This window comes from Francisella sp. AG1 (assembly GCF_057683165.1).
In genome coordinates, this window is record NZ_CM173135.1 from 64,648 (window position 1) to 91,329 (window position 26,682).

A 26,682-nucleotide genomic window follows, 5' to 3' on the forward strand; every position below is an offset into this window, starting at 1 on the left:
AAATTACCCCTCGTCTTTTTTACAGCTGGTATATCCTTTATCATCTACTGAACAGTCCCAAGAATTACCGCCAGGATTAGGAATATAGTATCTCCAAGTGTTATAGTTTTTACCCATATTCATGACAAAATATATAGCTGCTGGTTCATCTTTAGCTTTAAAAGTTAATTCATCTTTTTCATCTTGTGGGTGAACAAGTTCAGTTTGATGATCACTATCTAATATTTGCTTGCTAAGTGAGTCATATGTTGCTTTAGCCATTTTATCCATAGAGCTAGGTTGCTCATAAACCACAAGATAATTATTACCACTGTTAGCTAGAGGCGATGATTTTATATTTACATTAAATTGGTCTTTTGGTATTGATGTTGTACAGCTAGAAAGTAGAGCTAATGCGGATATACTTAAGATAAGCTTCTTCATTTATAGTTCTCCATAGATTAATTATTAAGGTTTTTAAACACATTGTCAAAATTAATTTTAAACTTAATAGCTATGTTATTTTGATTCCAAGTATAGGTATCACCATTTTTTTCTGCTTCATTAAGAAGAGTTATAAATGACCAATAACTAGAGTGTGTTTCAATAGAGTTAATTTTCTCATTGCTATCAATATAGCCAATTGAACTAGGCTGTTGTTCAAACCAGTTATAGTTTAGGATGATAGGTTTTTGTTCAGTGCTAATGCCTACAGCCTTTTGAGAGCCTATACTAAGTAAAGTCATTTTTACAAAAGTATTGTTTTGTAGAAGGTTATTTGGTGTAGGCATTACTTTTAGGGTAATATCAAGAGGTTTAGGTTTACCAGATTTATCCCACAATGTATCTGTGAGTTTTTGAACATTATTTAGAGTATCGAGCATCTGTATTGTGTTTTGACCAAAAAGATTTGGAATTTTACTTTGCCATTTACCATTTTTATATTCAAATATTCCATACATATCTTTTTTGACAATTGTCCAAAATTTACCTGAAGGAGCAAATATTTTTGTTAACTCTTTTGGTGTTATTTTTTTATCGGATTTATCTGAGAAAGGGAAGTAGGCTTGGTTTTTCTCTATTAGAGAAACTATATCCTTATCCCAAATTTTATATTTGTGTTTTATAAGATAAGGTTTGCCAAACTCCATAATACTTTGTAATGGTGCCATAAAAATAACAGAATTCTCTTTATTAATATGATTTTTCTTAATTAGAGAATTAATTTTATAGTAGTATGAGTCTTTTGATCTTGTATATAAGTTAAGAGTTATCTTGTTTATAACTTCTCTCTTATTATCAGCATCATTGATTTCATTAGCTATTTCTCTTATTATTTGATTATATTTATCCATATCATTAGGGTTAGAAATCATTCGGTCAACGTTTTGAAAAAACGATCCTATCAAACTAAGCTGAGGAATTTCTTTGAGATGATTTTTATCAAAAACAGTGTTATCGGCTAAAGTTTTTAGCATGTTGTTAAACTGGGAGCTTGTTGATGATATAAGAAATAATGAAGAAATTAGATCATTAGTATTTATGCTGTTTTTATAGGAAGCAATGAGTTCTATATATGATTCTTTATAATTATTGATATAAGTTTGTATAGCATTATCATAGTATTTTTTAATAGCTGAGGTACTCATGTTATGGCTTTCTAAAAGTTTAGAAATTGACTTATAAGAAGCTATTTCAGGTAGAATTACTTCTTTAAGTCCAGTTTTTGTATACACAATAGAAATGTTGCCATAATAACCACCATTATCACCTACATTGACAATGGCTTGTTTGATAGTATTACTATCTACTAACTTAGCTTTTGATAAAGATAAATTATTCATAACATCATTGTAGGTTGCCTGAAATATAGCTTTATACCATATTGGATTTATATTAGTATCATCATCTAATTTTTTATCAAGTTTATTGTTGAGGTCTGTAAGCAGGTCAAGAGCTGCTTGTAGATTGTTTACTTTTGTTTCTTTCTCTGCAGGAATTGATTTTTCAATTTGTTTAATTTCATCTAATGATTTGGGAGTGTTTTCTATTTCTCCATAGAGTTTTTCTAAAAATTTTTTATTATACTCAGACAGGGAATCTTTAATTTGAGGGAATATTTTTTTCATAAATTTACTAATGATTTGTTGTTTGGTCATAGGTAAATCTATCTTGTTAAGGAATACATGTAGTGTTTTTAGATTTATATTACTATTTTCAGTTATATAATCTTTAATTAGATTGTAGGTATTAGATCTAATAACTATGTTTTTATATGATAATTCATTAGTATTAATATTGCTAATATTAGCATTAATATTTGGAACAGAAGCATTTATATAAGTAGAAATGGTCTCTTCAGGAAGCTTTGTAGCCATACTCCACACATGTATATTTGATTTTATTAATTTCTGTAAATCATTATTTTGAGAGGCTATAAGTGTTAGGAAAAGAAAAGTATTGTAAGTACTATCTTCTGATGGTTTACTTGCTTCTAGTATACCTAAAATTTGTTGTTGGATTTTTAACCCTTCATCTACTTCAATGCCATGCCTTATCATAATATTTGGATAAAGAGTATTACCTATTAGTCTAGTATTGACATCATCCTTATAGTAATTACTTAGTTTTATGGTTTGTTGAGAGCTTTTTGACTTATCATCAGGAATAGCAAAGAGTTCTTGCCTATACTCCTTGATTAATGTTTTGTAAGTAAGAATATTTATAGTGAATATAACTCCTATGATAGCTAGAGCAACACCTATCCCAGTCCATAAAGCTTTTTTAAATATAGTTGTTCTATACTGAGGGGCCTTGAAGGTGCTTTGGAATAAACTTTGATTAATATTTGATTTGGTATTATTAAGGTATAAAGATATATTTTGGATAGATTTATTACTATCTAAATAACTCTGTTTATTTAATAAATATTTAAAATGATCAAAAATATCATTAATAAAGTATGCAAAGCGTAGAAATTCTTCAGGGTGTTTTTTAAATAAAAGATTATTTGCTAATAAATTTAATTTTTTGAGTTGATTATTTATTTCTACATTTAAATTATTTGGATTTAAAGGTGGTGATATCAGAGGTATATTGTATGTGGAGACGCATTCAATGAATGTCTTATATCCTGGGTGTTTTTCAATATCTGCAATAGATAAAACTAAATTTGGGATCTTTTTATAAGTTTTTGTTAGTTGTATTATTATGGACCTAAGGCTTTTTATTTCTTCTAAAATAAGTGACTCATTTTTGATTTTCTGATACTCGAATGAATATACAAGAGTTGGAATTTCTCCAGTTATTGAGCTTACTTTATTGCAAAACTTTCCTATTTCCTTATATATATGGTCATCATTAAGTTTATGGAGCTCTAGGACATATGATTTGTCTGATAAGTATTGGTTATAATTAAGACTTTCGCTTTTATATAGTTCGATACCTAGAGTCTTACTTGTTTCTTTTTCAATAAGCTTCGCATTAGAGGTATTGACATGAACGAAAAAATTAGCACTCGTTTTGAAGCTTCTTCTAGTTTTTCTATCAGCTTTAGCTAGTAAATGCCTCAAAGATCGATTCAGTCTAATTGAATTTCTTAATCTAAATTTGGGTAAGAGTTTTCTAGAATTCTTGATATTAAAAATTAGTGATATAGCAATAGCTAAGATTAATAAAGAAATAAGAATTAAAGTTATTATCATAAATAGGTTCATAAGTTTACCTCATATTATTATTTTTTACAGTCTACAGTTATTTTGAAAGACTTGTTACTCATTTCTAAATTTGATGGTGAGCCATTATCTGTTGGACTATGGCTTATCTTAAAAGAGCTCGTTTTGTCACCAGGTTTATAGCTGTTGTGTATCATAGTTTGTTGTTCTTTCCTATCTTCAAAAACTATGCCTTGATGCTGCTCTTTATCCCCTGTAGTAAACATCTCTTGAGGAGCTAAGTAATTTTTAATTTCAGTTACTTCTGCATACTCTTCAAATATATTAAGTTTTACTTCACTTCCGGATTTTAGATAAAAGAGCATATTAGAGTAGGATGGTAATACCATATCTGCAGGTACAAATTGCTTACCTTCAGGGGTTAGTTTTGTCCATAATTGAGGAAAGGTTTTAACCTGGTATCTAGGACGACTTATGGCATTTGGATCTAGGCATGACACTTTACTGGAGCTAGAATAGTTCTCATTAGCCGTGATACTTTCACTAGAGTCAGCACTATAGTTAAAAAGCTCACTTGTATATGTTGAGTTTTCATTATCGGGTTTAGTTGTAAATATGTGTCCAATAAGATTTAACAATTTCGGTTTTTTATAAGTTTTATCTTGAGGCCATAGTTCTTTATTGTACAGATAAAATTTGGAATTACAGTTAAACATCAATGGTAGTTCACTAGCACTCAATGCATCATCATTAAATTCAAAACTAATTTTATCTTCTACTATTTTACCTTCCTGCCTATTTTCATATGCAAGAGGGTGTCTTTTATTATTTCTAGAGTATAAAGGAGTTTTTTCAAAGCTCAACTCAATTTCATGAAGAACCATTTTCTGATCTTTTTTATCAAAAAGAAGCCCCCACTCATTTGCCGAGAAGTTTAAGTTATTTTGCAGAGGAAGTATTGAGTATGAGCTAGGTATTGAAGTAGCTTTGATTTCTAGGCCAATAGATTTTGTTGCAAAATTATTTTTTAATTTAGTTTGACAGTTGTTACTTTTTAGTTTGAATAAATTACTTAAATCATGTTGGGCTGCACTATCTTGTTTAAAAGCATCGATAACTTTAGGAATATTCTCCATTTCAGTAACTTTTATTTGCTGTTTATCAGCAGAGTTTGAGTTAAGATTGATAATTGATTTTTCTGTTAGGTATGGTTTTTTATGAAGTTGTTTAATTTCTTGAATACTTTGTTTATCACGTATAAAGATACTTTTTACAGGCTTTGCTTTTGAGACTAAATCACTATAAGCAGAGGTTATTGTATATTCATTAGTACTATAGTTATATACTAAAAGCAAATTGTATTGTTGCAATATATATTGAACATAGTTATAAAAGCTATTATCATCATCACTTTCTTGACAATTCATACAAATAAAAGGAAGTACTTGCTTAAGTGCTTGATCACTACTTTTATCAAAATTAACCTTTATAACTTTGTCAAAAGGAGTATTTTGCTCTTCAAAAATTTTATTATAAGACTGACCGCTATATAAATATATTGGATTTAGTTGCTTCCAAAAAAAACTCATAGAGTCACAGAAAGTTATACTATATAATCCATCAAATTTGATTAATGAAGAATTTTTGCCACCAAATTTAGGAGAGCGAATTAGGGTTTGTTTAGTCTGTTGGTTTCCGGCATATGCAATAAATTTTATTTCTTCATTGCTTAAATCCCCATGTTCTTCAATAAAAGCTTTTTCATCATCTTCTATAAAAAATTCTTGGTTGATTGATATTTCAAGCAAAAATGGTAGCCCTTGGGTAAATATATCCATAAGTTTATTATCATATTCAGTTTGGTATGGGTATACAAAATCAATCGAGCCATTAAAGCCATTAGTTTTTAGAGACAGTTGAAGGTTTTGAATAAAATAAGAATTAACTTCTATAGATTTATCACTTTGTAGAGCTAATTTTTCATCAAAAGGTATTATTTTTAGCTTTATTGACTGAGACAAAATAGATGGAAAGGTGTTTGGCAATATATTCTCAATAAGTGATTTTTGCCATTTTTCTTCTAATGAAGAGTCATCTAGAAGTTCTTCATTTTTAGGAAACATTTTTGCTAAAATAGAATCTTTTTTGAAGAAGCTGTTGAATTTCTTAGAATATAAAAGATCTATTAGCTTATCATTGGATATACCTTTAATAGCATTTAGTGTTATTAAGTCATTAAGACTATCTTTTTCGCTCATGGTTCTAACTTATGCTTTTATACTTTTGAGAAGTATACATAAATATAAGCGATATTAATCATTTTGTACACCAAAGTTTATTTTAAATTATTATTGATAATTAATATTTATTAGTTCATTATTATTATAGTATGATGTTTTTCTTAATAAGAAAGTGCTGTAAACAACCTTATAAAAAAATAAATACCTGTTATTATGTGAGAAAGGCTTAAGTTTAAATAAAAAGTGGCGCCATCTTCCCTAGGAAATGTAGCTAAAAAATAAAGAAAGGAGATTGTTGAAATGGCAGTAAATGATGAAATACCTAAATCACGATTGATGCTTCGTTATAAGACGGAAGTTGATGGAGAGTTAAAAGATAAGGAATTACCATTTAGATTGTTGGTAGTTGGGGATCTATCTCAAGGTTTATCGAAAGATAGAAAAGAGGACTTTGAGGAAAGAAAAATTCGCCATATGGATGGGACTATAGATTCAATGATGAAGGATATGGATATGGAGCTTAATATCTCAGTTTCAAATCGCATAACACCCTCTAAATCTCCAAATCTGGATGTTAAATTAAAAATCGATTCGATGAAATCATTTCAGCCTGGAGTGATAGCTGAAAGCGTCCCACAGCTTAAATCTTTAATAAAATTAAGAGAAATGGTTCAGGAATTTGAATCTACAGTTGATAATAACAAAGGTTTTCGCAATCTAGTGAAAGAAATTTTGAGAGATGAAGCAACGCTGGAAAAAATAAAACAAGAACTTCCAGCATTGGAATCTTTTAAGATGACTGGTGATGAAGAGGTTGTTGAAGGTGAGATTGTTCCCGCAGAAGAAGGAGAAAAATAATGTCTGAAGCTACTACAGAAACAGAAGTAAAAGATGAGATTAGTTTGTCAAAGTTATTTTCTAGTTTAAGTCTTGAAACAACTGAAAATGCACTACAAAAAGTAGAGTATGATTATGTTACTGATGCTAATAATCAATCAGATATGACATCAGATGACGTTTTAAGATTAGCAGCTGGACTATCAGCTATTTTTGCAAATGCAAAAAATGAAGATATGAATCTTTATAATAAGCATTTGACACGCAATGTTATAAATCGCATCGATACCATAATTGAAGAGCAAGTAAATGATATTATTCATGATGCAAAGTTTAAAGCTTTAGAAAAACAGTGGTTATCAGTTAATGAAATCTATTTAGATAAACCTAATGATGCGCCAATAAAGCTATCTGTTTTAGATGTTTCTAAAGAAGAACTTTTAGATGATTTTGAAACTAATGCGGTTGATATATCATCTAGTGATATGTTTAAAAAACTTTATGTTAGTGAGTACGATCAGTATGGTGGAGAACCTTATGGTACAATGATTGGGCTGTATGAGTTTCAGAACACTCAGGATGATATGAATTGGCTCTCTATAATGGGTAAAATAGCTACGGCTTCTCACGCACCTTTTATAGCTGCGGTAAGCCCTAAGTTCTTTGGTTGTGAAACAGCAGAAGATTTGGCGGATATAAAGAATTTAAGCGCTCTAATGGAGCACCCTAAATATGGGAAATGGAATAAATTCCGTAAAACAGAACAAGCGGCATATATTGGCTTAACAGCACCTCAGTTTTTATTAAGAGCTCCGTATGACCCAGATAATAATCCAACTAGAGGCAAGTATATTAAAAACTTTAAAGAGCGAATAACTAATCCTCTTTCAAATGAAGAGTATACTTGGGGTAATGCATCGGTGCTTTTTGCTAAAAATTTAATGAGAGCATTTAGAATCACAGGTTGGTGTCAAAGTATTAGAGGTCCTCGTGCTGGAGGTACTGTAGAGGGACTTCCTGCTCATACTTTTAATTTAAGAGGGTATGAAGAATTAAAAGTACCTACTGAATTTGTCATACCTGATTATCGTGAGCTAGAGTTTGCAAATGCAGGATTTATGCCTTTTGTTTATAAAAAAGGAACTTCAGAAGGCTGTTTCTTTAGTGTTAATTCTTTAAAAATGACTGAAGAATATAAAGATCCTAAAGATTCAGAAAATTCGCAGTTGATAGCAAATATTTCTTATACATACTCTATTACTAGGCTGGCTCATTATATAAAAATGATAATGAGAGATCGTATTGGATCCTCTGCAACAAAGGAAACAATAACAGATACTCTTTCTAGCTGGATAAATAATTATGTTACATCGGTACCAAGCCCAACAGACTTGACAAAAAGCTATTTTCCTTTTAAGGCAGCAGAAATATCTGTGGAGCCAATAGAAGGTAAGATTGGCTGGTATAAGTCAAGTATCGCAATCCTGCCACATGTTCAATTTGAAGGCATGGATGTTGAGTTAAGTGTTGAAGCAAGACTTAACTCGTAAGTAAATAACATTAAAAAAACAAAATGAGGATAAATAAATGTCAGATTTTATAGCAATTGACGGTCAAAGAATGAGTGTATCACCACACTCACATCCAGCAGCAAACCTTGCAGCACCTTCACCAACCCATGATTCTGTATTTTTGCAATTGAAGTTTAGTGCAGAAGCAGGCCCTGTTGACTTGAAGTGTACGCTACCCTACTATGATCTTGGTACAGCAGCTCCAGGTTCTGAAGCTGTGAACTTTAAACTTGAGCATGGAGATTTTGATGCGTTAGCTCAAACTGTTACCTTGCATCTTCGCACAAATAAAACTATTGCAGCTGAGTTAAATACAGGCCTTACTAAGATATTGAAAGGTGGTGCGAAAGCTCAGTTAACAGTTGAAATAGCTGCAGCAAATGCTAAGCAAACTGTTGATCAAGCTAATAAGGGTACAATTGTACAATATTTTGACCCTAAAGGAGCTAAGTTCACAATGTGTGAGGAAAGAACTCGTCAATTCCAAAGTGTAATAGCGCATGAATGTGGCGACTCTTATATTCGTACTCCAACACAAAATGAGACAGAGTTAACAGGCACTATTGTTCTTAGCGGTAAATGGGAAAAAGGTACACCTATTTCAACTTGGACAAGCGATAGTACGCAGAAGATTGTTGTTGGTGTGGACGCTAAATAGCAAATAAAGATATATAGATATGAGTAAAGCAAGTGAAGAATTACAGGGTTTGTTTGGTCCTAATCAGGATTGGGAGGTTGTCAAACGTTCTAATTTTGAAATCTTAACTGAGTGTACAGAGCTAATAGATGGCAGGAAGTTTCAAGATATAGTTAACATAATTTTTGAATATACTCAGGAAGATAAGGTTCTTGATATCCAACTACTTTGTCTTTATTTGCAAGCACATTTCAATCTTAATCATTCAGCAGATGATTTTGTATCAATTCTAGAAGTCTTGTCAGGTGTTTTAGCTAAGTATGATTTGATTTCTCCGGTAAATAAAAAAGATATGGTAGTTATGCGTAGTACAATAGCCTTAGCTAATGAGGCTGTTGATGCTATAAACTACTATTATCCAGAATTTTTAAACGATCAGTTTGAGCTAGTTAAAAATTATTTAGATAAGATTCAAGAGTCATTAATTTCTAATATCGAAACTGTTGACTTAGCAGAATTCAATAGATCAAAAAATCAGTTGTTAATTACAATTTCTAAATATATTGTAAAAGAGGATGATGATACAGCTGAAGCTATTACTCAAGTTGAAGAACAAAAAATATCATCAACAAAATCAGATAGAGAAGATAGATATAGCTTTCATTGGGCAAATTTGCTATTAAAAATTTCAAAATTTAGTAGTTTAGCTAATTCATCAGCTGAAGCAGACAATAAATTTGAATTAGCACTTCTATTTGATTCTATTCAAACAGAAATGCATAATTTCAACCCAATTAAGTATTTTCCGAAGGAGTTTCAAGTTTTTTTTAATGCAGTTAATTCGGAAGTTTATACGGATATTCAGCAAATAATTGAAGGTAGTAAAGGTTCTCCTTTATGGGATTTTATGTTGCAAAAGACAGAAACAAAAATTAAGGTTGACCCAGAAAGTAAACAGACAGAGATAGGTGATTTTAATATAGATGATCTTTTGAAGATATCTAACAAGCCTAGTAACGCTATTAATTCTTTAAAAAATACTGAATCTAATCATAAAACAGAAGCAAGAACTGAAGAGGTGTATAATAGGACTAATGAACAAAATCAAAAAGCTGACTTTGATTCAGCATTTGATATTTTAGATGATCTATAGCAGTTTGTTTGTATAAAATAATATAAGATTTTCAAAAATACGTATAGTGGGACCGGAACATGCAACAAATAAACTGGCATTTAGGGCAGGCAGTATTACCTGAACATTTTACATTATCACAACACTTGTCGAACCAACGTAATATAAATCTTTGCCAAGCTAATTCTGCGGCAGGCTTTTATGGACTTGCAGAATTAGATATAGATGAATACTTGTTCGAAAAAAATATTTTTAGAATAGAAGCTTTAATGTATATAACCCTTACATCTGAATGTATACATTACCAGCGTTCAAGTTACCCAAAGGCTTTAGAGCTAAACTTAAATACGGTTGATTCAGATACTGCAGAAATAGTAATTAGCATAGTTGAAGAGCCTTTAATAGAATATGTTAGTGGTGGTGACACCAAAGTTCAAACAAAACTTCCAAATATTTCATTGGTCGTAAATCCAGAGGAAGTTGATGAGCTATCTAGTTTTAAAATTTTAACTTTAAACAAGTTAGAGAATGGTAAATGGGTTCTAGGTGAATATTTGCCACCTATTTTGACTACTAAAGTTTATGGTTTTAATTTAATAACGAATAAGGTTAATAATTTATTACAGACTATACGCTCATATGTATTAAATGAAAGGGCAACTAATTCAGCAATATCAGCAGTTAAGTTAACTCTTTTAAATAATGTTCTATATAGTTGTAATCAACTTCAATATTATATATGGCAGTTAGCTTATACAAAATACTCTCCAATATTTATATTTCATGCTATTCAGAGCATATATTTATATCTATTACAATATCAAGATCATATTGATTTAGATCCTGCATTAGTCTATAGGCATGATAAATCTTTAGATAGTTTTCAGTATTTGATAACAACGATATTTGAGAGGATTTTACATACAAAGGCTATAGAATATAAAGTGTTTAAGGTAATAGATAATTTATTAACTACAGGCATTATAGAATTTGAAGCTTTAAATCGGAAAAAACATTATTTGGTTGTGCGTAAGCCAGTTGAGGATTATAGTTATTCTCTTTCAATGATTAAATTAACATCACCAAGTAGAGTTGAACATGTAAATAAATATGCAATGGTTGGGTTAAAACTTTCTAAATTAGATTTTAATCCTTTGCCAGTATCAAGTGTTGATAAATATTGTGATATTTATGAAATATTACCATCAAGGGAATGGGATTATATACTTAGTGAGCAGGCGATATGTTTATTGAATAATAAAGATGTGAATGATCTAAAGTTTGTTTATTACTATGTATAATGGATTAGATGGTGTATGGATATAGTTGAGTTAAAAAAAATACCAAAAACGAGACTTAGACAGTTGGACCTTATGGTGTTGCTAGATTTGTTGCACTGTAGTGGTTATAAGGCTAATGATATATCTTTTGAAAGTCGTCTGAGTTTGAGTCAGTCAAGCAGATTAATAGAGGATGTGGTTTTTGAACAAGAAGGTATAAAACTTATTGTTAATATGGGCATTTTGTCTGCAAATGCAGCATTACCAGACCATATATTAGATTTTTTCTCGAGTCATAATGATTCTGTATCTTTTGATGTTTTAAATGCTCTGGCAAGTAAATTATTAAAAAGTCAAATAAATATGCTTTTAACAGAGCAATCAGATGAGCTAAAACATCTATATTTAAATGGAGATATACTTTTTACTATAAGTGATAATTTTTTTTACTCACTATCATCTTTTAACAGTTTATTTGAGAGGGCTCTTGCTAAGTATAAACTTAATGTTAGATCCTCGTGGAAGCTAGATTTTGTTAAAAAAATAAGCTATTTAAATAAGGAAAATTCGTTTTCAAATATGCACCTTGGAGATAGGTTACTAACATCAAAGCTGCATTTTGATATAACTATTCAATCTGAGAATCTTTTGACAGAAAGCTCACAAAAAGAGATATCTCAATGTGTGGACAGCCTTGTTTTAAGTAAGCACTTTGAGACAAATAGGAATGTTATTGCTGTAAATATTTGGCTTATTATTCATCCTATAAAAATAGTTTTTATGCCTTTTAACTTATCAAACAAAACTAAATTAATGAATCATAAAATAAAAATTTATGAGAGGTATGAGTATGGATGCTAAATTGAAAGAACTTCAAACGAGGGAGCAGCTATATCAATACTTAGAGTCAAGTAAGTATAATAAAAATGATATATTAGAATCACAGGACTTAAAGGCAATCATAGATGCTGTAGACTATACAGTGCAACGTTCAACTCAGAGTACACAAAATTTTTTATTACAAAGAAGGTTTAATCTTTTTTATAGCTATTATCCTCATTTTTTTCAACATGTTCCAAATCATGCGATTGTGGAAATTTTAGCAAATCAAAATGATAAATTTATAGATTTGGAATTAGGCGAAGAGTTTATATTAACGTTAGATAATAATCGCTTTAGATTTCAAGCTGCAATTCCATTTTCACTATCGCCATTTCAGGTCACAAGATGCTATATGGATAGGGATATAGTCAACCTAGAATTAGATGCTATAAAACCATTTAGGTTTGATAGGAATCGCTTTTTATTAAGTTGTAGTCCTTTAGCCTTAAAAAATCATCAAATCTACCACTTGATAGCAACTTTAAGAAAATATAAATCAGCAAAAATGATTTTATTTTCTCATCAGTTAGATAAACCTTTAGAAGTAAAGCTACTACTAAATTTTGATATTAAACTTAACCTTGAGGTAACCCAAGAGGTTATATTAAAATCATTAACCCAAGCAATTTTTAGTAATTTCTATGTTGAATTTGAGAGTTTGCCCGAAGATTATCTTTTTTATAAAATTCTTTTAGAGATAGAGGTTCCAAAATCTAAAAATATGATAAAGCCATTGCCGAGTAATAGTATAAAAACTAATTTACTTCCAGTTTTAAATTTATTTGAAGATTATGCAATGAAGATTACTTGTGATTATTCTCAGGAGAGCTATGGAATAAAGCACCTAGATGGGCCTGTTGAATATGTCCCAACTAAGCTTTATGATGTGCAGTATAACGATCATACGGCTTACCATAGCTATTTAAACCTAGGGGATGCTAAAAATTATAATTTAATGTTTCAGTCTTCAGGACATATGAGAGTAACTTTCTTAGAACCATCTATAGAAGATCTTTCTGAGGAATCTAATGAAATAATTATTAATGCGCAATGGACGCAGATAGCTTCTGCAGATATTGAAAAAAGAAGCTATACCTTCTTACCTTTAAGCAGAAGTATTGGAAGCTTGAAATTTAATATAATTTATAGCTATGGGTTTAAAAGAAATCAGCTTTTAGAAAGAGCAGAGAATATTTTAAAGGTGTTAAATATTATTAATGCAAAAGATCTTGATGAAAATATATTTAAGACCTTAGTATCACTTATAACCAATCATGACCTCTATGTGGTTGAATTTGTAGATAAGAATCTAATTAGTGTTGAGTCTGATAAACAACTTAGTTATGTTATTTATATAAGGTCAGATTTAAAGAGGGCTGAATTTGTATTTTATACAGAATTAGTACATATGTTTTTAAATATGCATCTCTCGAGACGGATTGGTGTTCAAGTTGATATTCAAGTAAAAGTAAAATAAGGAGTGTTTATGCACCAAGATATTATAGATGTTTTTGTTACTATAAATTCTTTCATAAAAAGTTATGACTCAAGCGTTGAGATGCAAGATATAATAGCATTTCGTGATGATGTTATTGTAAAAACCAATAATATCCGAGACATGATCTACCAAGAGCATGGTGAAAGGGCGAGTTTTTATATTGCCTTTGCAATTTATAGTTACTGTGATGAAATGATAAATCAAATAAGTGTAGATATGAATGGCGATATATTAAATTGGCATTTGCTTCAGGAAGAGGTTTATCAGAGGAATGATGGGGGTGATTACTTCTTTGAAATTGTTGACAGTATTTTAGATAACCCTGTGTTTCCAAAGATAGTTGCTCAAGTTTTATACTTAATATTAGCATTAGGATTTAGAGGTTGCTATCTTGGTGTGCAATCTGAGCTAGATAAGTATAAAAACAAGTTAAGTGTTGTATTGCCGGACCAAGATGTACAGAATTTTGGTTTTACTACTTTTGAGGGAGTAAATAATAAATTTAGAAAGACTTATAAGTCGAGAGCCTTGAAGGGATTATTTATCGCAACTATTTGTTTTCCGATATTTGCATATTTTGGTTTATGGTTTGTTCAATAAGCTATATGAAAAAACAAATATTTCCTCAAGTGTCTGAAAAATTATTTTTTTTTGAAACATTGCAGAAAATTATTACAAAAAATATTAATTTTGTTCAAAATGGACATAAAAGCTTATTTGCAGCATTAAAAGAATGTAGTATAGAATATCTTATTGTCAATGAGCATGTAAGGATAGATTCTGAGCTACGCTATGCCGAGTATTTACTCACTTTTGGTGAAAATGACATTACTCCAGAGGTAGATAGAGTCTTAACAGAATTATATTTATGTTTTAAAAATTACAGTTATCAAACTTTAAATGTAAATATTGATAGCTTAAATAAAAAAGCAAAATCAGAAAATAAAGAGGTGATTGTTTCAGTTAAAAAGGCAATAGCCTTTATTAAGCAAGAAGTTGTAGATTATAGATTATTTAGCTGTTTGGATGATATACAGAAGTTAACGAATCTAGATCACTTAATTATAGAAGTTAGTAGTATTAAGAAACAATGCTCAGAAAAAAATCAACTCTTAGAGTACTATAAAGGAAATATTGCTCTTTATAGTTTAATTAAAGATTATTTACAAAAAGTTGATGATGTTAATATAACAGATCAAAGCCAAAAGATTTTGTTAGAAGAATTAGAACAATTTTTTAATAAGAATCCAAAATCATTAGGAAATTTATTAAAACCAACACTAGATAGTTTGTCTGAAGAGCTTAAAGTAGAGGAGAAATCTTCTGAACAGAAAATCTCTAGATTATTAACAAAAGCTCGCCAAATTATTTTTGATTATGGTTTTGGTGCCCCACAAGCATCAATGATAAAAGTTCCAGATTTATTTTCTATACCTCAAGATGAGTTGCTTATACTCAGTACTTATATGGATGGATTAGACCTAAATATTAAAACTTATTATGGTCAAGTTTTTAAAGCTATAGAGAGTGCTTCGGAGTGTTATAAGTATAAAGAAATAAGTGCTAATATTATTGAAACGCAACACTTTAAAGAACTTTTATTTACCTTAGCGGAACTAAAGTCCAAAGCTATGCTTAAAGGGAGGTATCATTTATGGAAGCCTATTATTGATAGTTTAGAAGATAACCTAATTATTAGTAAACAAAGATATAATGCTTTTGCAGATAGTCAAGTTATGAAATTTAAGGATACTCCAAATATATTTTATTCACTTTTTAAGCTTAAGTTAGATATGTCAGTATTGAATACGTATTATGAATTAGCTTTAGAGAGGTTTTCAGCAAGGAGCTCTAATTTAGATAAAATCACTTTGAAAAAGGATGCTTGGCTTGCGCAGAAGAGTCTAAAAAGTGTTGAAAATATTAATAAAGAGTTTGATTATGGGCTTGAGAAACCAAGCCTAATTAAAGATGAGGATGAGCACGACTTATACGATAAATTTAGTAATGTTTTAATTATATTGGAGCAATTTAAGCGAACTAAATTTAAAGATTTTGAGAATATTAATATAGATCAGTATTTGTTAAATTTTGATGTGAGAAGTGTTCAAGATTTATTAAATAAAAAACTTGCTTATAAAGCATTGTACCAACGAGAGATTGAGTCTGATCATGCTAAGCTTTATGAGAAATTATATTCTCAATGGATTGAGATAAATGTACTATATGGTGAAGGTTTTAGTATTTGTATGCTTGAGTCACGGGTAAAGATTATCGATGATTTACTTTTTCAAATTAGGCAAAATTTTCTAAAAGAGCCTATGTCAGATTTATGTGATAAAACCTCGATTGAGTTTTCGCAGCTATATATAAAATGCCATGATGAAAAATTATGTCTTAAAATTAAACAAAAAATAGAAAAAGATACAATAAAGCTTAAAAAGCTAGAAGAAATATTACAGAAAAAAAATTTGTCAGAGGATGATTTTAAATTTATTAAAAGCTTTGAAGAGTCTATTGGGAATATTTCGGCACAGAAAAAAAACATTAGTTCAAGATATATTGATGAATTAGAGAAAAATTGTCAGCAACAGAATCCTTTATTTGGAACAGGGCAGGAGTTAGAAAAACTAGAACAGCAATTAAGCGGCTTAAAAGATAAAGGAGATAAAAAAACTTCACTATTAGAGCTAACGAAAATATTGACAAGATTATAGAGGTATTATGGATATTTTAAGTTTAATTAAAAAAATAGATCAAGATCGTAAGATATTGCCTACTTATCCAGATTTAGCTACCTTATTTCCGGTGAAGAGCATGTACCAGGCTAATTTTTTGACTCAATTAGATAGTGTTTTAACAAGTCAAAAACCTACTAGTAATGCTGAGAAATTAAAAGCAGCTATTGGCACGTCACAGAAAAGTACCACTGAGGTTATAAAATCTCAAGTATCACAAATCAAAAAAATTAAAGATTTAAATCAGCAAGATGATCCTGAAAAGCTATTAGCTAAGTTAAGAAGTATTGAGAGTCAAGTTAATGCTGCAAAAATCGGATTCTTAGAGAAGAAAAAAATAAAAAAATTATTAGTAGCAAAAGAAAAAAAATACCTATCATATGCTGAGTTTGTCAATAATGCAGAACAAGCTTCTAAGCAGGTAACAAGTTTTAGTTTGAATAGTGTCAAATTAGAAGATGTATCTAATTTTAAGGATAAGCTTAAAGATATAGTTTATTATGAGCTTTTAATAGGCAATTTAGGTAATTATAATTCGATAATGCCTGAATTGTTAAATAAAAAAAATCTGTTAGAGGGAGAAAAGAGATGAGTAATTTTGTAGTGAGTAATGCATTAATAAAATGTTCTTTTGGAGCAGCTCCGACACCATTGACAGCATTACCAAAAGGTCCTTTTGTTAAAGGTCAAGGACAACTTGCTGCCACTATTAATGATCATATACCAATGGCAAATATTAAACCATTTGGAGTGTGTAATAGTCCATCAAACCCAGCTGGAATGGGCAAACCACTAGTTCCTACACCTTGCCCTTGTACTCCTATCACTCCAGCTCCTTGGACTCCACCTGCAATAAAAACTAAAGTTAATAGCCAGCCAGCTTTATTAAAAAGTGCTTGTTGTATGTGTATTTGGGGAGGGCAAATTAGTATTGAAATGCCTGGTGAAATGATTATTACAGCTAAATAAAGTTAAGATAGGTAGTAGATCGTCTTATTTATTGTTTGTTTTAAGTAGTAATTTATCGCTATCTTTGTAAGCTTGGTCAGCAAAATTTCCCATCCATTTTTTTACAGATTTAAAATTATTTATAAAATCTTGTTTGTTTCCTTGAGACACTTGTGCTGCATTAGAGCTTACAAAATCAGCAAATTCTGCAATAGTATGCTGTCGTTGTTTGTCTGACATAATTATATCTGAATATAGTCCTGGTCCTTGACTAAAAAGTCTCCCGACAATATTTAGCTCCATTTTATAAACTGGGCTAGCAAGTTTTAACATTTTTTGAATATCAATATTTTTATGTTTTAGAAACATACCTAAACAATATACGCTAAAATGTTCAATACCTTGAATGAAAGTCATTGCTTCATCATGTTCTTCTGCTGCCATTGTCTCAATACAGAACCCGATTTTTGCTAAGTCATTTATGAAGTACTGATATTTATCTTGATTTCTACCATTACATACTACTATTACTTGATTCGTTGGGTTAGCAATGGTTGGTCCAAATATAGGATGCAAGCCAACCACAGGACCATTATAGTTAAACAACATCGTTTCAAGAGGTTCTTTTTTAATACTGGTATAATCAGCTAATATCGTTCCTTTAGAAAGGTGAGGAACAGCTTTCTTGATAATCTCACTAGTAAGATAGATCGGTACTGATAGTATTACAATATCTTGATTAGTAAGTTTTTGACTTGGGTTTTTCCAATCAGTTTCATCAAAAATAGTTAGCCTATATTCTGGTAAGAATTTACCAAAAATTTTCTGGGTCATTTGCCCCATCTCACCACTACCACCGATGATACAAATTTTCTTTTGCATGTTTATAATTATACCTTAAAACTAAAAGTTACGGGCCCATTATTTATTAAAGAGACCTGCATGTTGGCACTAAATATACCAGATTGGGTCTTATGATACTTGTTTTTAAATATTTGCACAAACTCTTTAAATTTTTCTTTTGCTATCTTAGGTGGACAACAGCAGCTAAAACTAGGTCGATTGCCTTTTTTTGTATCAGCAGCAAGTGTGAATTGAGGCACAAGGATAATTTCTGCTTCGATATCTAAAAGTGATAAATTCATTTTGCCTTCATTGTCTTCAAAAATTCGATACTTAAGAATTTTATTCGACATTTTTTCAAATTCTGTTGTATTATCATCTATTTCCATACAGATAAGAGCTAATATACCGACTTTCATATTAGCGATTTTTTGGTTATCAACTATTACACTAGCAGAGTTAACCCTTTGAATTATACTAAGCATATGAATTACCAATATTAATTACTACTTAAATTGTAACAAAAAGATATGTATACTCTTATAAAAATATCAAATAATAAAAATTAAGTGAAAAAGACCCCTTTTATTTTTTATATATTTCTGTACTTATTTATATGGGTAGGTTTAACACTTTTACTTCATTCTAAATCAAGTATTTCTCCAGATACTGTTGAAAATATTATGTGGGGGATGAACCCTAGTTTAATATATGATAAGCACCCAGGGTTGGGAGCATTATTTTTAAAACCATTTATATTATTGTTTTCCCCATTGCTCGCAGATTTACTTGCAGTCTCTGTGTGTATTTTATTAACTTGGTTTTTCTTATATAGAATTTCTCGAATATATTTTGAAATTAAAGAAGCTCTCTTTGTTACACTTTCTTGTGTTTTAAGTTTTTTCTATATGGGTGAGTTTTTCATTCAATATAATCAAAACATTATTCTCCTCCCTTTTTGGTGTTCTAGCACATATTTCTTTATAAAAGCTATTAGTTCAAATAAAACTATATATTGGCTTTTAACTGCTGCTCTTGTTGCTTTAGGGGTATATGCTAAGTTTCAAATAGCTATATTGCTCATAGCAATGTTTCTATATTTATTGTTTAATTATCAACGTAAATATACAAAGAATATTATTCTCTCAATGGTAGTTGGAATATTATTTTTACTTCCTGGTTTTATAGCTTTATATAAGCTTGATTTTTTAACCTTAAGATATGCATCAGAAAGAATTCAAGAGCCAGATAGTGGGGTATTATTTAATATTTTAAATGGATTGTTTGATAGTGTATTCCAGCTACTTAACTTTTCAATTGGCATAGTTATCCTCGTATATCTTATGGTTAAGAAAAAAATATCTAGATATAAAGAAAATTTTTCTCCTAAACAAAAGGTTATTATCTATGTTGGGGTTATCCCTTATATAGTATTTATATTAATGGAAATGTTATATGGTCAACTACCAACAGAATGGCTTGTATGTACGTCATCTTTGCTTTTTGTAGGAGCGTATGTTTTATTAAAATTTAAACTTAAAGATATTAATTTATATAGTGTTGTTGCTTTAGGAATTTCAATAAATTTAGCATTTTTTGTGGTGTTTAATCTTCATTCTTTCATGGATAGTGATATAGAACATAATAATATTGGTAATAGCGTTGCTGTTGCAGCTGATAGCATAATTAAAAATAATAGTTTGCCATACCCTGAATATGCTTCAGGATCTTGGAACTATAGCCTTTATTTACCGGTGTTTATGAAAAATCATCCAAAATATATTCGAGATTGGTATAAGTTCGATGCAGAAGGGATTATGATTATGGTCTTCCCGGGGTGTCAAGGGGTTGATACAAAATCGGCTGGCTATAAAGTGCTTTATAAACAGTGTGTTAAAGTTAAGCTTATTGATAAAGTAAAAACACAAAGAAAGCCATTTTTATTTTATCTAGTTAAATTAAAAGATAAAGAATAATCTTAGATAAACTCTACTTCAAACTCCTTTCAGGAATACCATTTTTTTTATACAAACTTCTAACATAATCTAACTATCTAGGCCAGACTTAAACAATTTTTAAAAAACATAACTACTAAATAGAACAAGATTATTTGTAATAGCTTTATGGTGTTTTATTATAATAAGTTCAAAAATTTTATACTTAGAGTATATTTCAAAATAGAATTTTTATGCCTTCATAATTTATAATTTACGACTTAAGAACATAACTACCTAAAGAGGCTCAAATGATTATTCTTTCAGCAATAGTAATGATAAGTCTAGCTGTATATATGGCTACTACACTTGTTTTTCCAGATAAATTTTAACTTATAGAGGAGACAGTTATGAGTTTTAATTTTATTTTATTTGTAATTTTTGTGCTTACGATCATAGTAATAACAAAGCCTTTAGGCAGTTATATATTTAAAGTCTTTAATAATGAAAAAACAAGAATTGATTGGTTTGCAAGACCTTTACAAAGAATATATTTATTTATATTGGGCGAGAATATAAAAAAAGAACAGACAGCAAGAGCTTATTTTTTTAGTTTATTAATTTTTTCCATAATAGCTTTTTTCTTTGTTTTTATCATATTACTTTTACAAGGTTTTTTGCCATTAAATCCACAAAATATCAGTTATTCTCAGTCAGTTGAATATTTCACCTACTTTTTTATATTTGCATGCATCAACTTAATTTTAGAGAAAAATATAATAGTCAATTCACAATAATGGGAAATTTTAATGAAAAAATATCAGTTTTATAATCGAATTCATAGCTTATTTTGCAACAAGTACAGCTATCCTCCACCAACTAAATGAAGGGATGATAAACCTACACTATTTGTGGAGGATCAATACCATTATTATCTAATAAATGGATCAGCATATGCTCCCAACTTTCAAATAATAAAAGTTTGAACATACCTAATAGTTCATCCCATAAATCATCATATGTAACACAGACTTTTCTGCACCATTGAAATAACTGGTCTGTGAATTCTAATATTTGATGAATATAAAAAGCTAGCATAATTAAAATATAAAAATTAAAGCTTTCCCCTTTCAGATGACCCCAATTATGAGCTAGTTTATATCCAAAGTTTTTAAGAGTATTAAAACACTGATTCTCTATACGCCATCTAGCTCTTGCTGCCTTAGTTATCTGTGCTATATTGCTCTTATCAACCTCCAAGTTGGTTGCCCACACACCAGCTATCGTTGATTTTTGCTTACCATCTTTGTCTTTGCTAATCGTAAAAGCTTTAACTACAGTAACTTTCGTGCTTGAGTCTTTGTTTAGAGGTATGTCATAATACCATCTGTATGCGATAGATGTATTGCCCATAGTACTCTTATGACTTTGATATTCAGAGCTATCTAAGCACTCATATAGATGTTTATGATTACCCTGTTTTATTCTAAATATATAATCTTCTCCATTTTGTATTACTGATTCTATAAAGGGTTTAGTAGCATAGATACTATCTGCTAGCCATATAAAGTTCATTCTTGGATGTTGTGATCTAAGTTTTGGTAATAAGCGTTTAGCTGCATTAATTTCACAGTCTTGCTTCTTATCACCATCAGTGTTTTTAATAGGTTCAGGCATTAATGGGAATATTTGCTTTTGATTTGGATGACATATTATTGCTTGTAATGCCTGATGGCTATATTCTACTTTACCATTACGTTTTCTCTTTTGTAAACATTCTTCACATTTTATAGTTTCAGATGAATGGTATTGTGTAGCATCTAATGCTACAAGATACTTATCTTCAAACCTAAAATTAGATAAGTGCTTACCTCGTTGTAAACGGTTTAAGTAGTTATTGAATATTGGTTGAAACTTATCATACTTAATATTTGATATGATAGTCCTCAGTTGATTATCACTAGGTATTTCTGTAACTCCAAATTGGGTTTGCAGATTATTTTTATATTGTCGTTTCTGCATTAATCTTTGATATTTTAATAAGCTAGATGATTTGTAAAACATACAGGCAAGGGTAGATAATGCAGCATCACTAATTTGATAATTTACACTACTAGCTCGTCTATTATCTGGTAAATTACTAATGTTAGACTTAAATCCATCTATAAGTGGCTGTAAACTTAGATGTTTTTTGGTTTTGACCATTACATAAAAAATATTTTAATATTTGTATGTTATTATCTAATAATATTAAGTATTTTAGTATATTCTAGTGAAAATTAGTGCGAAAAAGTTAAAAACTAAGCATTGAGTTTAATAGCTTTGTGGGCTCATTGAGAATAGCTGGAGTCTTAAAGGTAGACTTATTTGGACAGTCAAACCACAAGGTTTAGATGGCATCAGCTTAATACTTCCACTATGTCCTTCTATAATTTCTTTACTAATGCTCAGACCCAAACCTGAACCTACAATATCATTATTCCTTGACTGATCTGCACGGTAAAATGGTTCGAATAAGCTCTCATATAAAGAAGTATCAACTCCATCTCCTTTATCTGATATTTCGCACATTATCATATTTTTTTGAAGATTATTATATAGCTTAACTCCTACATCTTTTTTACCATATTTAAGAGCATTATCAAGAGTATTACTTATTGCTCGTTTAATTCCCATTATCTTACCGTGATACAAAATATCATGCTGTATATTCAACGCAATCTCATAATCAACATCAATTAAATCCTCACATATAGAATCAACAAGTTCTGAAAGATTAAATTTGACTGAATTCTCTTCTTGTAAAAAGTTTTTAGAAAACATCAGTATCGAGGATAACATTCTCTCAAGCTCTTTAATATCGCTTAATAATTTACCTTTATTATCTATATCTTGTAACAGCTCAATCCTAAGCTTTAGTCTAGTAATAGGGGTTTTTAAGTCATGTGAAATAGCAGCTAACATCTGCGTTCTTTTTTGTAATGTCTGTTGCATATTATTTTGTATTGATTGAATATCGTTATATATTGCAGCGATATCTTCATGTTCAAGAGGTAATGATATCTGGCTATAAATATTGTCGGATAATTGTCGCAAGGCATTTTTAGCTAACAAATTCACTTTCTCTAATCTTGAAACAATAAAATAACATAATAAAAAAATAATTACTCCCAGTAATACTAATACAAAAACATACACCCCTGTAATAATTGTCATTTTATTGAAAAACGAAAATGAGATAACAATATAATCATCTTTGTACTTGAATACAAAAGGTTCTTTCCAATCTAATGGAAATTTCAGTTCTTTAACTTCTTTTATGGATAGCTGTTTGAATTGATTATCTCTAATCTTATCAAAAGGTCTTACCCTGATTCCTGGAGTCATTTCCAAAAAACCTCTTAACTTATTTATAGGCTGCTTTGTATCTTCTAATGCTCTGACCATATCATGATGAGGTCCTTTTTCTAAGGTCTCAATCAATTGATAGCCTGTAAAGCAAAACAAGAAACCTACTACTAAAATTCCGATAGCTAAAATTGAATAATTCTGTCTTGCAAATTTAGTTTTCATATCACCCTATTACCATATCTGAAACACAAAATTCATAACCTTCTCCGCGTATGGTCTTTAATAATTTAGGAGACTTAATATCCACTTCTATCTTTTTGCGTAGACGACCAAGAAGTACATCTATTGTTCGATCGAATAGATCAAAGTCCTTATCATAAAGATTTTCCATAATTTGATCTCTCGTCAAAATCTGATTTGGATATGATATAAATATCTCTAGTAACCTATATTCTTTAGAGCTTAAAGCCACAAAAACGTTGTCACCATCTATCAAAATATGTTTATGCCTATCTAGCTTCCATTTATCAAAAGTTACAAAATGCCGAGATGAATTTCCTTTAATCAAATCACCATTAATTCTACGAAGAAGAGCTTTGATTCTAGCTAGCAATTCTCTAGTGTTAAATGGCTTAGGTAAATAATCATCTGCACCGACTTCTAGTCCCAAGATTCTATCGCTATCTTGATCTAATGCACTAATTATAATAATTGGAATATCATAAGTTTCACGCAATTTTTTACATAGGTCAAAACCATTACTATTAGGTAACATAATATCTAAAAGTATAATATCAAATAGCTGTTTTTTCATAGTTTTTTCAACATTTCTACCATCATTAAGTACCGTAACTTCATATTGAAAACTAGATAAAAAATCTTTCAACAATGTACCTATTTCATTGTCATCATCAACAACTAATATTTTTTTATTAAGCATATTTATATATAAATAATCTTTGTAACAAAATTATTACAAAAAAAATCTTATCTGTCATATTTTTATTACATTCGCCTTATAAACTTATCAGTACATAGAGCATATAGCTCTGTGATTAACAAAAATGGAGAATAACTATGAAAAAAATAATTACAGCAATAGCCATTACTACAGCAACATTAGGCTCATATTCAATTGCAAATGCATCTATATTTAGCAATGATGATCAAAGATGCCATCCTCCTAAACCTAAATTAGATTTAACACAAGATCAAGCTAAGGTACTCGTAAATGCTAATATTATTACACATGACAAATCTAAAACAGATGTAATACAAAAAGTTGAGACAGTCAAGCTAACAAATAATGATACTTATTATATTGTTTATGCTGGTGATAATAATGATAGTACTAATATGTTCTTTGTTGTAGATGCTCAAAATGGTCATGTTGAAGTTCCTGGGCCTAAGCCTAGACATAAGCATCACAGACATGATAATCCTAGATTTGCACAAAATAAAATGCCTGATACTCAACTTAAAGAATAGTTGTTTTTGATCTACCCCGTCAATTTGGGACAGTTCAGTTATTCTCAGTCAGTTGAATATTTCACCTACTTTTTTATATTTGCATGCATCAACTTAATTTTAGAGAAAAATATAATAGTCAATTCACAATAATGGGAAATTTTAATGAAAAAATATCAGTTTTATAATCGAATTCATAGCTTATTTTGCAACAAGTACAGCTATCCTCCACCAACTAAATGAAGGGATGATAAACCTACACTATTTGTGGAGGATCAATACCATTATTATCTAATAAATGGATCAGCATATGCTCCCAACTTTCAAATAATAAAAGTTTGAACATACCTAATAGTTCATCCCATAAATCATCATATGTAACACAGACTTTTCTGCACCATTGAAATAACTGGTCTGTGAATTCTAATATTTGATGAATATAAAAAGCTAGCATAATTAAAATATAAAAATTAAAGCTTTCCCCTTTCAGATGACCCCAATTATGAGCTAGTTTATATCCAAAGTTTTTAAGAGTATTAAAACACTGATTCTCTATACGCCATCTAGCTCTTGCTGCCTTAGTTATCTGTGCTATATTGCTCTTATCAACCTCCAAGTTGGTTGCCCACACACCAGCTATCGTTGATTTTTGCTTACCATCTTTGTCTTTGCTAATCGTAAAAGCTTTAACTACAGTAACTTTCGTGCTTGAGTCTTTGTTTAGAGGTATGTCATAATACCATCTGTATGCGATAGATGTATTGCCCATAGTACTCTTATGACTTTGATATTCAGAGCTATCTAAGCACTCATATAGATGTTTATGATTACCCTGTTTTATTCTAAATATATAATCTTCTCCATTTTGTATTACTGATTCTATAAAGGGTTTAGTAGCATAGATACTATCTGCTAGCCATATAAAGTTCATTCTTGGATGTTGTGATCTAAGTTTTGGTAATAAGCGTTTAGCTGCATTAATTTCACAGTCTTGCTTCTTATCACCATCAGTGTTTTTAATAGGTTCAGGCATTAATGGGAATATTTGCTTTTGATTTGGATGACATATTATTGCTTGTAATGCCTGATGGCTATATTCTACTTTACCATTACGTTTTCTCTTTTGTAAACATTCTTCACATTTTATAGTTTCAGATGAATGGTATTGTGTAGCATCTAATGCTACAAGATACTTATCTTCAAACCTAAAATTAGATAAGTGCTTACCTCGTTGTAAACGGTTTAAGTAGTTATTGAATATTGGTTGAAACTTATCATACTTAATATTTGATATGATAGTCCTCAGTTGATTATCACTAGGTATTTCTGTAACTCCAAATTGGGTTTGCAGATTATTTTTATATTGTCGTTTCTGCATTAATCTTTGATATTTTAATAAGCTAGATGATTTGTAAAACATACAGGCAAGGGTAGATAATGCAGCATCACTAATTTGATAATTTACACTACTAGCTCGTCTATTATCTGGTAAATTACTAATGTTAGACTTAAATCCATCTATAAGTGGCTGTAAACTTAGATGTTTTTTGGTTTTGACCATTACATAAAAAATATTTTAATATTTGTATGTTATTATCTAATAATATTAAGTATTTTAGTATATTCTAGTGAAAATTAGTGCGAAAAAGTTAAAAACTAAGCATTGAGTTT

At 29.9% G+C, this 26,682-nt stretch carries 22 protein-coding genes and 1 pseudogene; 14 read left to right on the top strand and 9 right to left on the bottom strand.

Annotation, left to right across the window (positions count from 1 at the left end; genetic code table 11):
- Positions 1–3: 3 nt before the first annotated feature.
- From iglE to ACR0PV_RS00335, 3 genes are read right to left on the bottom strand one after another with little or no spacing between them, the layout of a single operon-like run.
- A complete protein-coding gene (iglE, locus tag ACR0PV_RS00325; RefSeq protein WP_488173078.1) occupies positions 4–423 on the bottom strand; it encodes a type VI secretion system lipoprotein IglE in 420 nt (139 codons plus the stop codon).
- 17 nt (positions 424–440) lie between these two features.
- Positions 441–3,695: a cation-binding protein gene (locus tag ACR0PV_RS00330; protein WP_488173079.1), complete on the bottom strand. Its 3,255-nt coding sequence runs from the start codon at positions 3,693–3,695 to the stop codon at positions 441–443.
- Positions 3,696–3,712: 17 nt separating this feature from the next.
- Entirely contained in the window at positions 3,713–5,911 is a 2,199-nt protein-coding gene (locus ACR0PV_RS00335; protein ID WP_488173080.1) for a hypothetical protein, read from the bottom strand.
- Positions 5,912–6,193: 282 nt separating this feature from the next.
- Between ACR0PV_RS00335 and tssB the strand changes: the two genes are divergently transcribed.
- The 11 genes from tssB to ACR0PV_RS00390 are packed head-to-tail and all read left to right on the top strand — an operon-like array spanning position 6,194 to position 17,437.
- Positions 6,194–6,751, top strand: a complete 558-nt coding sequence (tssB, locus tag ACR0PV_RS00340; RefSeq protein ID WP_488173081.1) for a type VI secretion system contractile sheath small subunit — start codon at positions 6,194–6,196, stop codon at positions 6,749–6,751.
- The gene (gene tssC / locus ACR0PV_RS00345; RefSeq protein ID WP_488173082.1) at positions 6,751–8,280 is read left to right on the top strand and encodes a type VI secretion system contractile sheath large subunit; all 1,530 of its coding nucleotides are present in this window, start codon (positions 6,751–6,753) and stop codon (positions 8,278–8,280) included. The genes tssB and tssC overlap by 1 nt, the downstream gene beginning before the upstream one ends.
- 37 nt (positions 8,281–8,317) lie before the next feature.
- Positions 8,318–8,959, top strand: coding sequence for a hypothetical protein (locus tag ACR0PV_RS00350; RefSeq protein ID WP_488173083.1), 642 nt, complete (start codon positions 8,318–8,320; stop codon positions 8,957–8,959).
- A gap of 19 nt (positions 8,960–8,978) precedes the next feature.
- Positions 8,979–10,091 (top strand): type VI secretion system protein IglI family protein, encoded by a 1,113-nt coding sequence (locus tag ACR0PV_RS00355; protein WP_488173084.1) that lies wholly within the window; start codon positions 8,979–8,981, stop codon positions 10,089–10,091.
- A gap of 59 nt (positions 10,092–10,150) precedes the next feature.
- On the top strand, positions 10,151–11,371 hold the full coding sequence (gene tssK, locus ACR0PV_RS00360) for a type VI secretion system baseplate subunit TssK (RefSeq protein ID WP_488173085.1): 1,221 nt from the start codon (positions 10,151–10,153) through the stop codon (positions 11,369–11,371).
- A 15-nt stretch (positions 11,372–11,386) separates the two neighbouring features.
- The gene (locus ACR0PV_RS00365) at positions 11,387–12,211 is read left to right on the top strand and encodes a hypothetical protein (RefSeq protein ID WP_488173086.1); all 825 of its coding nucleotides are present in this window, start codon (positions 11,387–11,389) and stop codon (positions 12,209–12,211) included.
- Positions 12,195–13,709, top strand: a complete 1,515-nt coding sequence (iglH, locus tag ACR0PV_RS00370) for a type VI secretion system baseplate subunit TssF/IglH (protein WP_488173087.1) — start codon at positions 12,195–12,197, stop codon at positions 13,707–13,709. Before ACR0PV_RS00365 ends, iglH begins: the two co-directional genes overlap by 17 nt.
- A 9-nt stretch (positions 13,710–13,718) precedes the next feature.
- Positions 13,719–14,330, top strand: coding sequence for a DotU family type IV/VI secretion system protein (locus ACR0PV_RS00375; RefSeq protein WP_488173088.1), 612 nt, complete (start codon positions 13,719–13,721; stop codon positions 14,328–14,330).
- 5 nt (positions 14,331–14,335) lie between these two features.
- The gene (locus tag ACR0PV_RS00380; protein WP_488173089.1) at positions 14,336–16,447 is read left to right on the top strand and encodes a hypothetical protein; all 2,112 of its coding nucleotides are present in this window, start codon (positions 14,336–14,338) and stop codon (positions 16,445–16,447) included.
- A 7-nt stretch (positions 16,448–16,454) separates the two neighbouring features.
- Positions 16,455–17,060 carry a hypothetical protein gene (locus tag ACR0PV_RS00385; RefSeq protein ID WP_488173090.1) on the top strand — a complete coding sequence of 202 codons (606 nt, stop codon included), beginning with the start codon at positions 16,455–16,457 and terminating at the stop codon, positions 17,058–17,060.
- Complete coding sequence (locus tag ACR0PV_RS00390; RefSeq protein ID WP_488173091.1) at positions 17,057–17,437, top strand: DUF4280 domain-containing protein; 381 nt, start codon at positions 17,057–17,059, stop codon at positions 17,435–17,437. The genes ACR0PV_RS00385 and ACR0PV_RS00390 overlap by 4 nt, the downstream gene beginning before the upstream one ends.
- 24 nt (positions 17,438–17,461) lie before the next feature.
- Here the strand turns inward: ACR0PV_RS00390 and tyrA are convergent, their stop codons facing one another.
- Positions 17,462–18,298 (bottom strand): bifunctional chorismate mutase/prephenate dehydrogenase, encoded by an 837-nt coding sequence (gene tyrA / locus ACR0PV_RS00395; RefSeq protein ID WP_488173092.1) that lies wholly within the window; start codon positions 18,296–18,298, stop codon positions 17,462–17,464.
- An 8-nt stretch (positions 18,299–18,306) separates the two neighbouring features.
- Positions 18,307–18,744: a D-aminoacyl-tRNA deacylase gene (gene dtd / locus ACR0PV_RS00400; protein ID WP_488173093.1), complete on the bottom strand. Its 438-nt coding sequence runs from the start codon at positions 18,742–18,744 to the stop codon at positions 18,307–18,309.
- Positions 18,745–18,828: 84 nt separating this feature from the next.
- Here dtd and ACR0PV_RS00405 point away from each other — a divergent pair, with 84 nt between their 5' ends.
- Positions 18,829–20,235: a glycosyltransferase family 39 protein gene (locus ACR0PV_RS00405; protein WP_488173094.1), complete on the top strand. Its 1,407-nt coding sequence runs from the start codon at positions 18,829–18,831 to the stop codon at positions 20,233–20,235.
- Positions 20,236–20,603: 368 nt separating this feature from the next.
- Positions 20,604–20,894: pseudogene (locus ACR0PV_RS00410) on the top strand (potassium-transporting ATPase subunit KdpA); the annotation flags it as partial.
- Between the two features lie 199 nt (positions 20,895–21,093).
- Here ACR0PV_RS00410 and ACR0PV_RS00415 read toward each other — a convergent pair.
- The 3 genes from ACR0PV_RS00415 to ACR0PV_RS00425 all read right to left on the bottom strand — a co-directional run bounded on the left by ACR0PV_RS00415 (position 21,094) and on the right by ACR0PV_RS00425 (position 24,484).
- The gene (locus tag ACR0PV_RS00415; RefSeq protein WP_488173095.1) at positions 21,094–22,398 is read right to left on the bottom strand and encodes a transposase; all 1,305 of its coding nucleotides are present in this window, start codon (positions 22,396–22,398) and stop codon (positions 21,094–21,096) included.
- A gap of 108 nt (positions 22,399–22,506) precedes the next feature.
- The gene (locus tag ACR0PV_RS00420; protein ID WP_488173096.1) at positions 22,507–23,766 is read right to left on the bottom strand and encodes a sensor histidine kinase; all 1,260 of its coding nucleotides are present in this window, start codon (positions 23,764–23,766) and stop codon (positions 22,507–22,509) included.
- A 1-nt stretch (position 23,767) separates the two neighbouring features.
- The gene (locus tag ACR0PV_RS00425) at positions 23,768–24,484 is read right to left on the bottom strand and encodes a response regulator (protein WP_488173097.1); all 717 of its coding nucleotides are present in this window, start codon (positions 24,482–24,484) and stop codon (positions 23,768–23,770) included.
- Positions 24,485–24,621: 137 nt separating this feature from the next.
- On the opposite strand from ACR0PV_RS00425, the gene ACR0PV_RS00430 reads away from it, so the two are divergent.
- Positions 24,622–25,032, top strand: a complete 411-nt coding sequence (locus ACR0PV_RS00430; protein ID WP_488173098.1) for a hypothetical protein — start codon at positions 24,622–24,624, stop codon at positions 25,030–25,032.
- 235 nt (positions 25,033–25,267) lie between these two features.
- On the opposite strand, the gene ACR0PV_RS00435 is transcribed toward ACR0PV_RS00430, so the two are convergent.
- The gene (locus ACR0PV_RS00435) at positions 25,268–26,572 is read right to left on the bottom strand and encodes a transposase (RefSeq protein WP_488173095.1); all 1,305 of its coding nucleotides are present in this window, start codon (positions 26,570–26,572) and stop codon (positions 25,268–25,270) included.
- Between the last annotated feature and the right edge of the window lie 110 nt (positions 26,573–26,682).

Coding starts and splice junctions, on each gene's coding strand:
- tssB (WP_488173081.1), top strand. CDS start 6,194: ATGGCAGTAAATGATGAAATACCTAAATCACGATTGATGCTTCGTTAT.
- ACR0PV_RS00390 (WP_488173091.1), top strand. CDS start 17,057: ATGAGTAATTTTGTAGTGAGTAATGCATTAATAAAATGTTCTTTTGGA.
- tssC (WP_488173082.1), top strand. CDS start 6,751: ATGTCTGAAGCTACTACAGAAACAGAAGTAAAAGATGAGATTAGTTTG.
- ACR0PV_RS00420 (WP_488173096.1), bottom strand. CDS start 23,766: ATGAAAACTAAATTTGCAAGACAGAATTATTCAATTTTAGCTATCGGA.
- tyrA (WP_488173092.1), bottom strand. CDS start 18,298: ATGCAAAAGAAAATTTGTATCATCGGTGGTAGTGGTGAGATGGGGCAA.
- ACR0PV_RS00350 (WP_488173083.1), top strand. CDS start 8,318: ATGTCAGATTTTATAGCAATTGACGGTCAAAGAATGAGTGTATCACCA.
- iglH (WP_488173087.1), top strand. CDS start 12,195: ATGAGTATGGATGCTAAATTGAAAGAACTTCAAACGAGGGAGCAGCTA.
- ACR0PV_RS00430 (WP_488173098.1), top strand. CDS start 24,622: ATGAAAAAAATAATTACAGCAATAGCCATTACTACAGCAACATTAGGC.
- ACR0PV_RS00355 (WP_488173084.1), top strand. CDS start 8,979: ATGAGTAAAGCAAGTGAAGAATTACAGGGTTTGTTTGGTCCTAATCAG.
- tssK (WP_488173085.1), top strand. CDS start 10,151: ATGCAACAAATAAACTGGCATTTAGGGCAGGCAGTATTACCTGAACAT.
- ACR0PV_RS00385 (WP_488173090.1), top strand. CDS start 16,455: ATGGATATTTTAAGTTTAATTAAAAAAATAGATCAAGATCGTAAGATA.
- ACR0PV_RS00415 (WP_488173095.1), bottom strand. CDS start 22,398: ATGGTCAAAACCAAAAAACATCTAAGTTTACAGCCACTTATAGATGGA.
- ACR0PV_RS00375 (WP_488173088.1), top strand. CDS start 13,719: ATGCACCAAGATATTATAGATGTTTTTGTTACTATAAATTCTTTCATA.
- ACR0PV_RS00380 (WP_488173089.1), top strand. CDS start 14,336: ATGAAAAAACAAATATTTCCTCAAGTGTCTGAAAAATTATTTTTTTTT.
- ACR0PV_RS00335 (WP_488173080.1), bottom strand. CDS start 5,911: ATGAGCGAAAAAGATAGTCTTAATGACTTAATAACACTAAATGCTATT.
- dtd (WP_488173093.1), bottom strand. CDS start 18,744: ATGCTTAGTATAATTCAAAGGGTTAACTCTGCTAGTGTAATAGTTGAT.
- ACR0PV_RS00330 (WP_488173079.1), bottom strand. CDS start 3,695: ATGAACCTATTTATGATAATAACTTTAATTCTTATTTCTTTATTAATC.
- ACR0PV_RS00365 (WP_488173086.1), top strand. CDS start 11,387: ATGGATATAGTTGAGTTAAAAAAAATACCAAAAACGAGACTTAGACAG.
- ACR0PV_RS00425 (WP_488173097.1), bottom strand. CDS start 24,484: ATGCTTAATAAAAAAATATTAGTTGTTGATGATGACAATGAAATAGGT.
- ACR0PV_RS00435 (WP_488173095.1), bottom strand. CDS start 26,572: ATGGTCAAAACCAAAAAACATCTAAGTTTACAGCCACTTATAGATGGA.
- iglE (WP_488173078.1), bottom strand. CDS start 423: ATGAAGAAGCTTATCTTAAGTATATCCGCATTAGCTCTACTTTCTAGC.